Origin of the sequence: Oceanobacillus sojae (assembly GCF_007991515.1) — a bacterium.
In the GTDB taxonomy this organism is placed as follows: domain Bacteria; phylum Bacillota; class Bacilli; order Bacillales; family Amphibacillaceae; genus Oceanobacillus; species Oceanobacillus sojae.
On the sequence record NZ_BJYM01000019.1, the window covers coordinates 83866 to 98934 of the forward strand.

Consider the following 15069-nt stretch of genomic DNA (forward strand, 5'->3'; position numbering starts at 1 on the left):
TGGTATACCGTATTTTTGGCACACCCGAATAGGTGGAAAACAGGCAGAAGTGGTATTAGAATATAAACATAGATTTTTATCTAAATCATCGGAGGCTGTGCATAATGATTAAAGTCGTTAACACATTACGAGTAAAAAAAGGAAAGGTAAATGAGGTCGCAGCATTATTCCAAAAAGCTAAGGCAGTACACACATTTGATGGATTTGTATTTATGGAAGTCTTGATAAAAGAAAATACAGCAGAGTATGATGAGCTGCAGGTTTGCACAACGTGGGATGATCACGCTTCTTTTGAGGTTTGGAGAGAAAGCAGAGAAACAAGAAAAGCTCATGAATCACAGAATAAAGAAGAAAAAGAAGATAGTCCAATCCTTGGAACGGAATTATCAATATTTGAAGTCTTTGTACAGCACCATCCAGCATAGTATCCTTTTATCTAAGTTTTGTTACACTATGATTATTCACAAAATGCCGTCTTCAACTGTGAAGAAGACGGCATTTTTATGAATAGATTTATGCATATTTCCCCAATAATTCATACAATAATCAATTAGTGAACGAATCAAACTGCTTATTAAAATAAATAATATTGCAATTAGGTATTGACAACTAATTTGATAATGATTATCATTATCATTACAGAAAGGGGTTTCTCTATCAAATTATTCTGTGGATTAATCAGATCACTCATTGTGTTACCCCCCAACCAACATATAGAGACTTGATAGAGATTCCTTCTCTTTTGTTATAGGTCATAAGAAATCCTGTAATTATACAAAACTGATTTCTTATTATATATGCGAAAAATAAAGAATAGAGGAAAGAAAAATCTTATTTGTCCGGGTTAACGGGAAGATTTTTCTTTCCTTTCTTTTTTGATTTGATAAAAAATACAGTAGATTTAGGCTGTGATACAAACCTTTGAAGCAGTAAAATCTACGAAGAATTTTATAAAAAAATCGTTAATCAGAGATATAAAAGGGGGATGACAAGTAGTTATCAAACTTACTATTACGGAAAATAATTAACGCAATGAAGAAATATTTCAATTTTTTCATTTTCTTTACAATTAAATTAAAAATGTTCAGATAGATAGAATTTGCGTTTACAAGTTAAAAAGAAGGGTAGATAGTAGTTATTACATAGAAAGGGAGTTGTTATTATCAAGTATATTTCTTTAATCATTTTTTCTTTGGTTGGATTCGTACTCTTTGCAGGGACAGCAGCTGCTGAGAAGAATTATGAAGTAAAATCAGGAGATAATGTATACCGTATTGCCCAAAACTATCAAGTAGATGTAAATGCTGTCATTGCAGCAAATCCATCCATATCGGATCCTGCCTATATTGAAGCTGGACAAACAATAAAAATACCAGATGAAACTGGAGCTTCTTTTACTGTTACAGCCTATACAGCTGGACCTGAATCTACCGGAAAAGAACCTGGCGACCCTGCCTATGGTATAACGGCGTCTGGTGAAGAGGTAGAAGAAGGAAAAACAATTGCATGTCCGCAATCTCTTCCTTTTGGAACAAAAATACATATCTCAGATCTGAATGAAACTTACGTGTGTGAAGATCGGGGAAGCGCAATTACAAATGGCCATTTGGATATTTACATGGAAGATTTAGATGATGCACTTGAATTTGGAGTACAAGAACTTCAAGCTAAAGTGTGGACATATTAACTCTGAAAACTAGATTACAGATTTATAATGTTATTCATAACTTTACCACAAAAAAGCAGCCTGTTACCTCAAAACATTGGTATCAGGCTGCTTCATTTCTAACATCCTATAATAGAAGAAATAGAAAGTAAAATAAATGTGATCAATTAAATTATAGAGTTTTATAAGCTGCGAGTTGAATAACGTGCCCCAGTCCATTGTGTGATTTACCTTCAAAACGTTCCACTTCACCATAATAAAAATGCTTGATTTTCCAGTCTGTAAAAATATCAAGTACTTCATATGGCGAGTATAAGAGACTGGAGTCTTTTCCACCATCAGTCCGGTAAGGAAGCTGACGATCAGAGCGAACCTCCATGATATAGATTCCACCCGGTCGAAGTGTTTTTTTGATTCCTTTCATTAAACGCTGACGGACAGAAGCATCTCCAATATGACCAAAAACATTCAATACTACATCCCATTGATTTTCTCTAAAAGGGCTATTTTGTGTTAGATCTACTAACTCTGTTTTTACCTCTACACTTCTTTCATCAGCAAGCCGCTGTAATTTGTTCAAGGCAACGGAAGAATAATCCCAGGCAGTAACCTGATGCCCCAATTCAGCTGCATAGACTGCATTACGTCCTTCTCCCTCTGCCAGAGTTAATAGATCAGAAGGAGGTTGACCGAGTAACATTGATTGAATAAAGACATTAGGGTCTTTTCCGTATCGGTATTCCTGATTATTATATAGTTCATCCCATTTATTGTTTGTCATTTATAATCTCCTTTCTTCCATAACATAATCATAATGTTATTAGCCTAAACTTTCATTTTTATTTTATTATCTGTTTATTTATGCTTCCAAGAGCATAGACTCTCTAAGATTGGTAGAAAGTTAATTCCTTAATCAGATAAAGCGTACTCTGCTTTTGGATGTACCTGCTGATGGAAAGGCTTGAAATAGAAAATCAGCAGTCTGCAGGTAATTATTTTGATAGACGTAAAAGCTTAGGCTCAGTGAAAATTTTATTATCGATAAAGGCATGAGTATGATCAGGTGCTGATGTCTGCTGCTCATAATGTTTGTGCATGGGAATCCAAAATTGTCGGTATTTCTCTTCAACAACCTGAGCCGAGTTAACCCAAGCTATATCTCTTTGCACAGCTCGATTCACCATGGTTTCGTTATCAATATCCAGCCAAATTACATAGTCCCAGTAATTAATAAGCTCTGGACGCAGAAGAAATATAATAACAATATCTTATTTCCTGCAGTATGCCATTGATCTGTGATCTCCTTGTCATGGAATGAATCCCAAAGAGACGTTCGGCATTTTCGATTTCCTTCAGATCCAAGAGGCTCCAATACGAAGTTGGCAAACGAAGTATAATCGAATCCATAATCATAATAAGCTTGCACCGTCCAATCACCTTGCTGCGAGCGATTTTTATGTTCAGGGTAATGGAAATGATTGATGGAAGACTGGAAAACTACACGGGTTTATTCGCGGATAGCTTCAGCCAGCTCATCGGATAATGTAGTTTTCCCCGCAGCAGATCGGCCATCTATAGCAACCCTTGTCGGATGGTCTAGATTTAATGAGACAATTTCATTGGCAAGAGCAGTGATTACAGCACGTCTCGATTTATTTGGCAGGGTAGACATGTTTCTTTCTCCTCCTGAAATCATATTCCATTAATTTATCAATATTTAAGTTATCTTCGCCGAAAATACATATCTAGCATATATGTTTTCTGAAAAAATTAATAGGTTCAAGTTGAAATTTTAAAAGTATCTATTAAAGAGAATGCACTTTATCACTTGACTAAGAACCAGCCCCCCTTTAATATGTATGCACTCGCAAATACTATAAGTTAATATAAAGATATTAGTTCATTTAATAAAAGGAGTGATTTTATCATGGCAAATTTAACAAGCGGCATTGATCATATCGGAGTTACAGTCCCAGATATTGAAGAAGCTACTACATTTTTCAAAAAAGCTTTTCACGCAAAAATTTCCTACGATAATAAGAAATTAGGTGATGAACCACAGCAGGGAGAGGATGTGGAAAAAACATTAGGTCTTAAAAAAGGGGCAAAGGTTATTCATATCCGTATTCTTTCTTTTGGTAATGGCTCCAGCTTAGAGCTTTTTAATTTTAAAAATACAGAGCAAAGAGAGCCAGTTATTGCTTCTGACCTGGGAGTACAGCACTTTGCATTTTATGTTGATGATATCCAGCAATCAGCTGATTATTTTGTTGAAGCAGGCGGGGAACTATTAACGGAACCAGGCGAGCTATTAGGAGATGTGGAAAATGGAGCAGGGGAATTTGTTTATGGACGTGCTCCATGGGGTATGCTGATTGAGTTAATAAGCTACAATCCAAATAAATTAGATTACCCTGAATATAGTGAAGCAAAAAGATTTACACCTTAAAATATATATTTAGGTCCATTTTTCATTTCATGGTTTGTATGGAGCATAATTATTCACTTGAAAATATACAAGCAGGATATACTTCAGTTTAATAACAAAATAGGAGTGTGTTAAAAATGACAAAAATTGCAGTATTAATAAGATCATTACGGAAAGAGTCATTTTCCAGGAAGGTTGCAAAAAATGTAATGGGGTTATTTCCGGATAAATTTGAAACAGAAATTATTCCGATTGGAGATTTGCCATTATACAACCAAGACTTTGATGATGAGGGTAACCCTCCTCATCATTGGACAACCTTCCGAGAAAAAATGAAAGAATTTGATGCTGTTTTATTTGTAACACCGGAGTATAACCGTTCCGTGCCTGGTGTATTAAAAAATGCCATTGATATTGGTTCCCGCCCTAAAGAAGATAGCGTTTGGAATGATAAACCAGCAGCAATTATCAGTAACTCACCAAGTAACTTGAGTGGATTTGGTGCCAACCATCATTTACGGCAGTCGCTCGTGTTTTTTAACATGCCTGTCGTACAGCAGCCAGAAGCATATTTAGCAAATGTTGCGACACTGTTAGATGAGACTGGAAAAATTAATAATGACAGCACTATTCAATTTCTCCAGTCTTTTGTAGATGCTTTTGTAGATTTAATTGAGACATTTGAAGCAAATTAACTGATCTAAATTAAAAATAGTTCCAGTCCATTAAAAAGAATGGCCGGAACTATTTTTGTGCTCGGTGGTTAGCGCCTATACCAATGTATTCCTTAGAACTACAGGAATTGGCTTGAACATTAATAATGTTTTTGATCTAAGGGGCGAGTACAAATATTACGACCTCTTTCGTATTAATCAGCTTATCAAAAGGTAAAACAAACATAGCCAACACTTTCTTTTACCATCATGACAAATGTTGCTATTAGATTAAAGGTAGCAACAACATTTAATCTATACTGCTCCACATAAGCTATCTTAAGAGAAAGTTACATCATACATTTGTTTCAGAGCAAATATTAATCCTTAAATCCAGTAATCCTGAGCATATATTAAAAAGATTCAAACAGCCAAATTGAATTAGTGAAATAGATACAATATTTGGTAAACTGTATTCCGTAAAAGATTATTGAAGAACAATTGTGTCAAAACAATATTTATACTTAATGAGACATGGAAAAACATTTTTTAATCAAATGAAAAAGATTCAAGGATGGTGTGACTCTCCATTAACCGAAAACAGTGTAGAGCAGGCGCGGATTGCCGAAGGGTATTTTAAGAAACAAAATATTGAACTAGATGCTGCTTATAGTTCCACATCTGAGCGGGCCTGCGATACTCTCTGGAACTAGTGACAGATCTGCCTTATAAACGAATAAAAGGATTGAAAGAATGGAATTTTGGCCGTTTTGAAGGGGAGCATGAATATTTGAATCCAGCACTTCCATATAGAGATTTTTTTGTTCAATTTGGTGGGGATGGTGAGGATGAAGTACAGAAACGTATTTCTGATTGCTTATTAGATATTATGCAGCAAGAGGAAGGGAGAAATACTTAATCTGGATAATTCATAAAACACTTTTAGACAAAAGACAATATCAACCCCTAAGAGAAGGAGCGGTATAAAAAATGAGTCAAAATCCGGGGGCCCTATTCCTTATATAAGGAATAGGGCCCCCGGAATCTGGTATAAATATAAGACCAAGCACTATTCTTCAATTTGATAAAGTAATACTCTTATATTCAATAATGCTGTATTTAAGCATTTATTATTAATAAAATAGTATTTATGTCTTGAAAAATTATTTTGAAACTTTTACACTTTAAGACAGAGTATACGGAAAAGGAGGTGGAAAGAGATGTTAAATCTCACTGTATTTACGCATGAATTTTGGACAGAATATCTGTTTTTGAATCGTGCAAAGTTTGCTGCTTCAGTTGTTAACAGGATACGTATGTCCTTTTTTAACAACTTGATAGGGGAACAAAAACAGTGAAACCACCTCTTATCCATCGTGATATAAATTTGGTTTAAGGAGAGCTTTTCATGCTCTTCTTTTTGCTTGCTAAATTTGAAATGAAGCTATGGGGAGTATATTTCCTCATGGCTTTTTGTTGATTAAAAGGTCATACGTCATAAAATACAATTTTAGAGTTGACAACACGATTTGAAAATATATTGTGACAAAAAGGTTGGTTTATATGACAAAAAATATTTCTAAAGAGATACCAAAAGAAAAAAGATTTTTAATCATGGTTATTCTATTAACCGGAGTGTTCTTCACCCTTTTAAATGAAACACTTTTAAATTTAGCGATTCCTGTGCTCGTAAATGAGATGGATGCTGCTCCTTCGACTGTTCAATGGGTAGTTACAGGATATATGTTGATCATGGGAGTGTTTATTCCTGTATCTTCTCTGATGATTCAGTGGTTTACAACAAGACAATTATTTATTGGATCCCTTGTTTTATTTTCTGTAGGAAGTCTTGTTTCTGGTTTAGCTGCTGCTTTGCCATATTTATTTATCGGGAGATTTTTTCAGGCTATGGGTACTGCTTTGTTACTTCCATTAATGATGCACACTTTGCTCATGCTCTATCCTGCGAAAAAAAGAGGTACTGTTATGGGGTTTATTGGTTTAGTCATCATGGTCGCCCCAGCTATAGGACCGCCACTTTCAGGAGTCATATTAGATTTTTTGAACTGGAGATGGCTCTTTTTCATGATGCTGCCACTTATCTTTCTTGTATTGATTAGCTCCATATTCGTATTAGATAATGTGACAACTGTTACAAGGCCAAAAATAGATATTCGTTCTATTCTTTTTTCCATTTTTGGATTTGGCGGCATTGTTTTTGGACTTAGTTTTGCTGGTGATGAATCTGTAAGCTGGCTGAATCCAAGTGTATATATTTCACTTTGTGTTGGTCTTGTATGTCTTTCAGGTTTTGTATGGAGGCAATTAAAGTCAGTAACGCCCATGCTTGAAATGCGGACCTTTAGACATCCTATGTTTTCATTGGCTGCTCTTCTCCTATTTATCGGCATGATGACACAATTTTCAACGATTATTTTACTTCCATTCCTTTTCGAGAATGCACTTGGTGTCAGTACCGTTGCTGCTGGTCTTATTTTATTGCCGGGTGCAATTATAAATGGGGCTATCTCTCCATTTATAGGCCGGATATTCGATAAATTCGGTCCAAAAATTTTAGTGATACCAGGAATGATTTTGTTAGTAATTGGTTTACAGTTATTCATCAAAGTAAACACTGCAACTTCGATACTCATGTTTATATTGCTCTACACGTTAGTGATGATTGCCATTGCCATGATTATCATGCCGGCACAGACAAATGGATTAAACCAGCTTCCTGCTAAGTATTATTCACATGGTACTGCTATTTTCAATACATTACAGCAAATTGCAGGTGCAACTGGTATCGCCTTTTATGTCACGATGATGAGTGTAGGGCAAAACCTTTACCCAAGTACATCGGGCATTATCGGGGGGGCAGGAAGATACAGTCGTTGCCGGGATACAGTTTGCTTTTAAAGTGGGTAGTTGTTTTGCTTTAGTGGGTTTGATATTTTCACTTTTTATAAGGCGAGCTATACCGCCTAATGAGGAGTAAGTAATTAATTCGCGACAATGAACCTTTTCTAGCGAGATGAAAGAAGCTATCTTAATTTTCATTTGAAGATAGCTTCTTTTTGTATTTATACCATTCAATAAATACCATAAACATTTTGTCTTCATTCAAAAACATCTTTCGCTACACGTAAGAATTCCTTTACTGCAGGTGAAGCATTTTCAATGGACTGACAGGCAAGTGTCACTTCACGTGTGTTTTTAATATTCAAGTTACTGATTTTTATATTCTGCTGTGTCTTTAAGAATAATTCTGGACCAATCGTAATGCCGAGACCTTCCTGTACCATATTAGCAATCGTTGTACAATCATGCACTTCGAAACGGATAGGAGGTTTTATTTGTGCTTCTTCAAACAACTCTTCTACATGAGATTGATACATTCCTGTCGGCATAATAAAAGGCTGGTCTTTTAAATCATTCATATCCACCGTTCCTTTTGAATGGAAGGGGTGTTCTGGATGATAAGCTACCACCATGTTGTCTTTTATCAAAGGAACCAAGTCAAAACCTGAATTTGACTTTCCTTTTACAACAAAACCGATGTCGATAATACCTGAACTCAGCCAATCGATAATTTCTTCATAGGTTCCTTCATAAAACTTAAATTCTATTTTAGGATGTTTTTTCTGAAACTTTGCGAGCAATTTCGGTAACAAACAGGAAGAAGCACTTGCAAATGTTCCCACACGAATCATTCCAGTTTCTAAATTGGTTGCTAATGCAACTTCCTGATGGATACTTTCCATTCTTCTCAGTATTTCTCTAATATGAGGAAGAACTTTTTGGCCTACATCTGTAAGAGTAATTCCTTTTTTACGGTCGCGGATTAACAGAGAAGCGCCCAATTCAGTCTCCAGACTGGCTACAGCGTGGCTTACTGCTGATTGTGTCATATTTAGTTTTTTAGCAGTGGCTGTAAAGCTCCCCGACTCAACTACTTTTGCAATGATTTCAAAGCGAACAACGCTCATGAGTTTTTACTCATCTCCCTTATTAAAAAATCGAGTTTTACTTATATTAACACGGGACTTACAATAAAAACAATGTTCAAAGAAGGGAGAAACATAGAAAATGAAAAACAGGAAGAATCAATTTACAATTATACTTTTAGCTTTGGGAGCATTTGTAACAGGAACAGGGGAATTTGTTGTTTCTGGAATATTAGAACTGATTTCTTTTGATTTGGGCGTGTCTATAGCAACGACCGGTCAGTTGATCACGATTTATGCGCTATCTTATGCCGTCGGGGCATTGGTACTGGTCATGTTAACTTCTAAATTTGACCGTAAAAAAGTGCTTTTATTTGCCATCTCTACGGTTGTTGCAGGAAATCTGATAGCATTTTTCAGCTATCATTTTGCCGTTCTTATGGCAGCCAGAGTTGTTCAGGCAATGAGTGGGGGACTGTTTATTGTCATAGCTACTAATTATGCGGCTCAAATTGCAGCTCCTGAAAGAAAGGGAAGTGCCATGGCGACGGTTCTTACTGGTTTTACGATTTCCTTGGTACTTGGGGTGCCAATAGGAACATTTTTAGCTGGATATGTTGATTGGCGTTACGTTTTTCTTATCATTGCGCTTGGTACAGTTCTTTTGTTAGCCGGACTTTACAAATTACTGCCGGCTATCGAAGGAAACCCATCACCGCCGTTTAAACAACAGCTGCAAATTATTAAAGACAAGCGGGTTCTTTCCGGGTTGATGACCACAATTTTTTGGATTTTAGGATATACTATGGTGTTCGCCTACATCGCTCCATTGTTAAGCAGTACAGCCGGATTTTCTATAAAGATGACAAGTATTGCCTTATTTGTTTTAGGCACCTTTGCTTTTATTGGATCACGTTTCGGAGGATATGCGGTAGACAAATGGGGGCCAAATCGAACCATATCTCTCAGTTTATGTATTCATATTGCTGCCTTATTTGTACTGGCATTTACCCAATACTCGACGATAGGTGTATTTATCACCTTAGCGGTTTGGGGTGTAGCAACCTGGACAACAACGCCGGCAAAGCAATTATATTTAGTTTCACTGAGACCCGAATCATCTGAAACAGTACTCAGTTTTAATACCGCATTAATGAATGTGGGAATGATGTTTGGTTCTGCTCTAGGAGGAATTATTATTCAGAATATGGATATTGTTAACTTAAGCTGGATTGCCGGGTTGTTTGTGGCAGTTGCGCTTATTTTTATCAGGCGGTCTTTTTATTTGAATAAAATGTTGTGATAAAAAGAGGCGGACACAAAATAGAAGCAGCGCATCCATTATTTTAATAATAAGAGCAGATGAAGATGACACTGGAACAGCTGCAGTTACAGGCATAACTGATTAAAATCAATTTAAAAATGATTCTGGTCATCATTGATTAGAATCATTTTTTGCTGATGATGTATCTAGTTGCTTGGATGAATTTACAGAATATATGCCGAGAGATCAATTAGAACGAATCTGTTAATGAAAAATAAGAGAGCACCTTTTTTACTGAAATGACGTGATATTTTATATCTTATACTGGACTGCCATTATTTTTATATCCTTTTAATCATTGAATTACATGTATTTATAACATATTATAATAAGTAACAATTTGTTTTGAGGAGGAATATTAATGGCAATTCTATATGGTTTTTCAGAAAAGAAAATAGATTTTCTAAAAGTGAAGAAATTAAGTGGATATTATCCTGTTAGAGAATGCCAAGGAGAACATGACCCACTGTTTGTTAAAACGCATACTTTTTTGGATGAATCTAATCACCATTACTTATTTTTTATTTCACTCGATGTAGTGGGCATTGATAGCACATTACACTGTAAAATTAAAAAAATAATTAAAGAAAATTTCTTAACTGATTCTTATACATTTGATTTATTTCTTTTTGCAACTCATACTCATTCGGGGCCCAGTGGAATGATTGATACAAATAAGCAATTTAAGAGAGGCTTAACGGGGATTTTTGGAGAATACGATAATTTCCTGGAGGAGCATCTTATTTTGTTAATAACTAAATCAATAGTATGGAGTAAAAATAAAATGAAGTCGTTTCGCTACAGTATAAGTAAAACAAATATTCAAGAAATTGCAACAGATAGACATCAGCCTTCAAAAAAAATAGACCAGATAATGACCGTATTTGAAATTACTACGGATACAAGTAAAACAGCTATCGTTAATTATGCTTGTCATCCTACTGTTTTGCCATCTAGTAATTACTTAATTTCAGCAGACTTTCTTTCAGGTTTTTATGAAAAGATGAATGAAGCTTTTGATTTAGTAAGTTTTATTAATGGGAGCAGTGCAAATATCAGTACACGATTTACGAGAGAGGAACAAAGTTTCAGGCAATCTAGTTTTTTTAGCAATGCATTATATAGTCAGTTTATAAGAGAGAAAGCATATATAAAAGAAAAAGAAATATTAGGACGATTTTCTTTTGAAGAAAAATCAATAAGATTAGAAACAAAAGATGTCAGTACTATTTCTAAAAAAGAAGAACAGATTTCTAAAGAAAAATTAAAACAGAAGTTAAATAAGACATACAGTGAAAAAGAAAGAAAATTAATTCAAGTAAAAATTGAAGGAAAGCGTGCTGCTATCAAAATGAAGGAATCCCTAAGTGATATTTCTTCACTTAAAGTACCTTTTTGGATAGGTGCATTCGATGATCAATTAATTATCTTTATCCCTGGAGAAATAACTTCTAATTTAACAGAGAAATTGAGAAACAACTATCATGCTTTCATTTTCAGTCTGACAAATGATTATTTATTTTATTTTGCAGAAAAGGAGTTATATAAAGCGAATATGTATGAGGCGCAAAGCAGCTTTTTTAAGGCAGGCGAGGCAGAGAAATTAATTAACAAAATAGAAGAATACGTCGAACTCTTTACATGTTATAACAGGTTATGATAATATGAATGTATAATAATAAAAGGAGGGATAAAATGACTGTTAAAAACGAAGTTACAAAATTCTTGAATTATTTGAGTAATACGTGGCAACAAGTCATAGAAAATGAAGATGAAGCAATTAATAAGGCTGCAGAGTTAATTTTTAACAGCTGTAAAGACGGCGGTCGTTTTTATGTTTTTGGATCAGGTCATTCTCATATGGTGGCAGAGGAAATTTATATTAGAGCTGGAGGACTGGCTTATGTGAAGGGTATTCTTCCGCCTGAATTAATGCTGCATCAAATGCCGAATAAAAGCACATATATGGAACGATTAGATGGATATGCTAAGAATATGTTAACGCTTTATAAAGTTGAAGCAGGAGATTCAATTATGGTCGTTTCTCAGTCGGGCCGAAATAACATATCGATAGAAATGTGTATGGAAGCTAAAAAGCTGGGGGCTAATGTGATTGCATTGACATCTATGGAGCACTCTCAATCGGTTTCTTCTCGGCATAAGTCTGGAAAAAATATTTATGAAATTGCCGATGTCACTATTGATAACCATGCACCAAAAGGAGATGCTGCCTATCGCATGGAAGGGGTAGATACGGGGTTAGGACCTACATCTGATTTTACTGGAATTGGAATTTCACAAGCAATTATTATTGGCGTTATTTCACGCTTAAAAGAAGCCGAGTTAGAAATACCTGTGTTTAAAAGCTCGAATTTAGACGGAGCTGACGAATACAATGATAGGCTTTTCAATCAATATTACGGATATTGGAAATAACACACCAAATGATTAATATTCTTTCTGATGATATAATAACAACAGATTATAACAGATTGAGAGGATATTTAACATGGCTAATAACGCACCAAAATATGAGATTGTAAAAAATTATATACTAAGCAAAATTAAAGCAGGTATTTATCAACCACATCAAATTATTGAATCAGAATCAGAATTATCTAATAATCTTTCGGTGTCAAGAATAACTGTTAGACGGGGAATCGAAGAACTTGTCAATGAGAAAATATTATCCAAAAAAAAGGGGATAGGAACATTTGTTAATCCAATACCTAAATTTTTTGGATTCAAGGCTGGTATTGGTTTTTCTTCCGAAGCGAAAAATAGGGGGATAGAACCTTCTACAAAATTACTTGAATTGAAAAAAATAAAAGCGGATGCTGTACAAGCGGAAGATATGAAAATTGCTGTCGGCGATGAACTGTGGCTGGTTGAACGAATTAGATACGCTGATAAAGTAGCAGTTATTTATGAGGTAGAATATTTTGATGCTTCCATTGTGAAAGATTTAAATGCCGAGATTTGTGAAAATTCTATTTATGAATATCTAGATGAGCAAGGAATATCTTACGAATTTGTAGATCAGCGTATTAGTGCTACCTTAGCTAATTCAAAAGTAGCTGAGTTTTTGAATGTTGAAGAAGGAGCGCCATTGATCGATACAAAAATAATTGCTTGTATGGAGAATGGAAAACCATTTAATGTTGGGTTTGCACTGTATCAAACAAAAAATTACTATTTGATGCATACTGTATATAAATAAATCTGACCAAATTCTATATTCTCTGGACCCGCTTATCTTGGATTTTTATTTTATATTTAATAAAAAACAGAAAGATAAGATTAGGAGGAAAACAATGAAAGCTTTTATATTATGTACTGAAATAGAGCCAAGGATGTTTCCCTTTGATAAACATTATCAAATTAATAGCCTCCCGATATTGAATAAGGAAATGATTCTTTGGCAAATAGAGAGATTATTAAAAGCTGGTATATTGGAATCGGATATTTATGTATTTCTTAATTATAAACCAGATCAAACAAGAAATCTTATAAAAAAATATCAAGAAATTAATTGTATAGAACCTAATCAAAATTTAGATGATTTTTTGCGGAAGAATCTTGAAATATTTAAGGAAGGAGCAATTATTCAAAAAGGTAATTCTCTTATTAGTGTACAGGATATAGTATCTCTTGAGAAATCAGAGGAAGATACCAGTGTTCTGCTAATAGAAAAAAGACAAAAAAGTATTGATATGATTGGTGCTCATGTAGAGAATAATCAAGTAAATCAATTTTTGGCTCATGCTCGTGAACACTATGTTAACTCTGAAGTGGCGGGATTATTTAAGTTGGATAAGCATGCTCTGGAAACAATTTCTTGCACGAATTATGGATTCAGTCAACGTGTGACAGGATCCGTAATTCCTAATCAGTTATTTATCGAAAATGGTTTGAATGATTATTTGAAAGAGGGAAAAAAGATTCAATCTGTATTTGCTAAGGATGAAGTGCATCATTTACAATTCCCGTGGGATATATTAAACGTGAATGCATATTATCTTAATTCATTAACTCAGGAGATAAATAGTCATTCTATTGGAAATAATTCATTTATCTCTGAAGAATCAACTATAAACGGTAATATTATATTAGGGGATAATTCAACTATAGGTAAAAATGTGACCATTAATGGCAATGTAATTATCGGGGATAATGTAAACGTTGATACTGGAGCTATCATAAATGGACCTGTTTTGATAGGGAATAATTCATATGTTAAAGATTACGCAAAACTTGAACCAAATACTGTAATCGGCAGTGAGAACAGAATTGGGCATAATGCTGAAATAGAAGGTGTTACCATGAAAGGTATTTCAGCTATTCATTATAGCGAAATGTACGGTGTGATTGGTCAATATGTGGATATTGCTGCAGCCTGTGTATGCGGAATTGTAAGATTTAATGATACTCCACAGACACACAAAATAAATGGAAGAATTTATTCAGATATTTATTCAAACGCAATTTTTATTGGTGACTATACTAGAACAGGTATTAATAATATATTCTTCCCAGGAGTGAAAGTAGGAAGTGAATGTGCATTATACCCTGGGTTGAATGTGGAAAAAGATATACCTCACGAAACACTTGTTATAAAAAAAGAAGAACATATTGAAAAAGAATGGGGATATAAAAAATACGGTTGGTAGGATTGGTATGGATATAGACTAGTTTTCAATCCAATAAAAAATATGAAATTTCTCTATTTCTTAAAGTGGTTATTTTACGGCTGATGAGAACGCAGGAAAAAGTGGATAATAATCAGAGCATTACTGTATTTAATGCTAGTTTGTAAATTATTAATAACTTTATTTCTATTAGAACTATTACTCATTCTGAGCTATTAGAACAATCACTTTATATTGAGATATTACTGATTCCATTAGATATGAGTGAAGTGTAGTGATTAAAGTGAAGAGTAAGGATATTTTCATATCCCTATCTTTATTTAATCCTCGTTTTCACTCATATTTTTTATTAATTTTGAAAGCGCTTTAAATATTTGTTGAAGCTTTACCAACCATAAAGAA

The 15069-nt window shown here is 34.4% G+C and carries 14 protein-coding genes and 1 pseudogene; 12 read left to right on the plus strand and 3 right to left on the minus strand.

From position 1 onward, the window contains the following. Positions 1-104: 104 nt before the first annotated feature. Positions 105-425 carry an antibiotic biosynthesis monooxygenase gene (locus OSO01_RS19300; RefSeq protein ID WP_147212114.1) on the plus strand — a complete coding sequence of 107 codons (321 nt, stop codon included), beginning with the start codon at positions 105-107 and terminating at the stop codon, positions 423-425. 767 nt (positions 426-1192) lie between these two features. Then, positions 1193-1687, plus strand: a complete 495-nt coding sequence (locus OSO01_RS19305) for a LysM peptidoglycan-binding domain-containing protein (RefSeq protein ID WP_147212115.1) — start codon at positions 1193-1195, stop codon at positions 1685-1687. Positions 1688-1838: 151 nt separating this feature from the next. On the opposite strand, the gene OSO01_RS19310 is transcribed toward OSO01_RS19305, so the two are convergent. Beyond that, positions 1839-2447: a class I SAM-dependent methyltransferase gene (locus OSO01_RS19310; RefSeq protein WP_147212116.1), complete on the minus strand. Its 609-nt coding sequence runs from the start codon at positions 2445-2447 to the stop codon at positions 1839-1841. Positions 2448-3173: 726 nt separating this feature from the next. After that, positions 3174-3338, minus strand: a complete 165-nt coding sequence (locus OSO01_RS23470; RefSeq protein WP_186813712.1) for a nucleoside/nucleotide kinase family protein — start codon at positions 3336-3338, stop codon at positions 3174-3176. Between the two features lie 255 nt (positions 3339-3593). On the opposite strand from OSO01_RS23470, the gene OSO01_RS19320 reads away from it, so the two are divergent. The 5 genes and pseudogenes from OSO01_RS19320 to OSO01_RS19335 all read left to right on the plus strand — a co-directional run bounded on the left by OSO01_RS19320 (position 3594) and on the right by OSO01_RS19335 (position 7666). Then, the gene (locus OSO01_RS19320; protein WP_147212118.1) at positions 3594-4115 is read left to right on the plus strand and encodes a VOC family protein; all 522 of its coding nucleotides are present in this window, start codon (positions 3594-3596) and stop codon (positions 4113-4115) included. Between the two features lie 116 nt (positions 4116-4231). After that, positions 4232-4789: an NADPH-dependent FMN reductase gene (locus tag OSO01_RS19325; RefSeq protein ID WP_147212119.1), complete on the plus strand. Its 558-nt coding sequence runs from the start codon at positions 4232-4234 to the stop codon at positions 4787-4789. Positions 4790-5274: 485 nt separating this feature from the next. After that, positions 5275-5648, plus strand: a pseudogene (locus OSO01_RS19330) (histidine phosphatase family protein); the annotation flags it as partial. Positions 5649-5967: 319 nt separating this feature from the next. Then, the gene (locus tag OSO01_RS23965) at positions 5968-6105 is read left to right on the plus strand and encodes an RAxF-45 family protein (protein WP_281289861.1); all 138 of its coding nucleotides are present in this window, start codon (positions 5968-5970) and stop codon (positions 6103-6105) included. 205 nt (positions 6106-6310) lie between these two features. After that, a complete protein-coding gene (locus OSO01_RS19335) occupies positions 6311-7666 on the plus strand; it encodes a DHA2 family efflux MFS transporter permease subunit (protein ID WP_307725859.1) in 1356 nt (451 codons plus the stop codon). A gap of 200 nt (positions 7667-7866) precedes the next feature. Here OSO01_RS19335 and OSO01_RS19340 read toward each other — a convergent pair whose 3' ends face one another. Then, positions 7867-8736 (minus strand): LysR family transcriptional regulator, encoded by an 870-nt coding sequence (locus OSO01_RS19340; RefSeq protein WP_147212120.1) that lies wholly within the window; start codon positions 8734-8736, stop codon positions 7867-7869. 100 nt (positions 8737-8836) lie between these two features. Between OSO01_RS19340 and OSO01_RS19345 the strand changes: the two genes are divergently transcribed. The 5 genes from OSO01_RS19345 (at position 8837) to OSO01_RS19365 (ending at position 14688) form a co-directional block, all read left to right on the plus strand. Further along, positions 8837-9997 carry an MFS transporter gene (locus OSO01_RS19345; protein ID WP_147212121.1) on the plus strand — a complete coding sequence of 387 codons (1161 nt, stop codon included), beginning with the start codon at positions 8837-8839 and terminating at the stop codon, positions 9995-9997. Between the two features lie 382 nt (positions 9998-10379). Beyond that, a complete protein-coding gene (locus tag OSO01_RS19350) occupies positions 10380-11678 on the plus strand; it encodes a neutral/alkaline non-lysosomal ceramidase N-terminal domain-containing protein (RefSeq protein WP_147212122.1) in 1299 nt (432 codons plus the stop codon). Positions 11679-11713: 35 nt separating this feature from the next. Next, positions 11714-12454, plus strand: a complete 741-nt coding sequence (locus OSO01_RS19355) for an SIS domain-containing protein (protein ID WP_147212123.1) — start codon at positions 11714-11716, stop codon at positions 12452-12454. Between the two features lie 73 nt (positions 12455-12527). Beyond that, entirely contained in the window at positions 12528-13238 is a 711-nt protein-coding gene (locus tag OSO01_RS19360) for a GntR family transcriptional regulator (protein WP_147212124.1), read from the plus strand. Between the two features lie 94 nt (positions 13239-13332). Continuing rightward, the gene (locus OSO01_RS19365) at positions 13333-14688 is read left to right on the plus strand and encodes a glycosyltransferase (protein WP_147212125.1); all 1356 of its coding nucleotides are present in this window, start codon (positions 13333-13335) and stop codon (positions 14686-14688) included. Positions 14689-15069 lie beyond the last annotated feature (381 nt).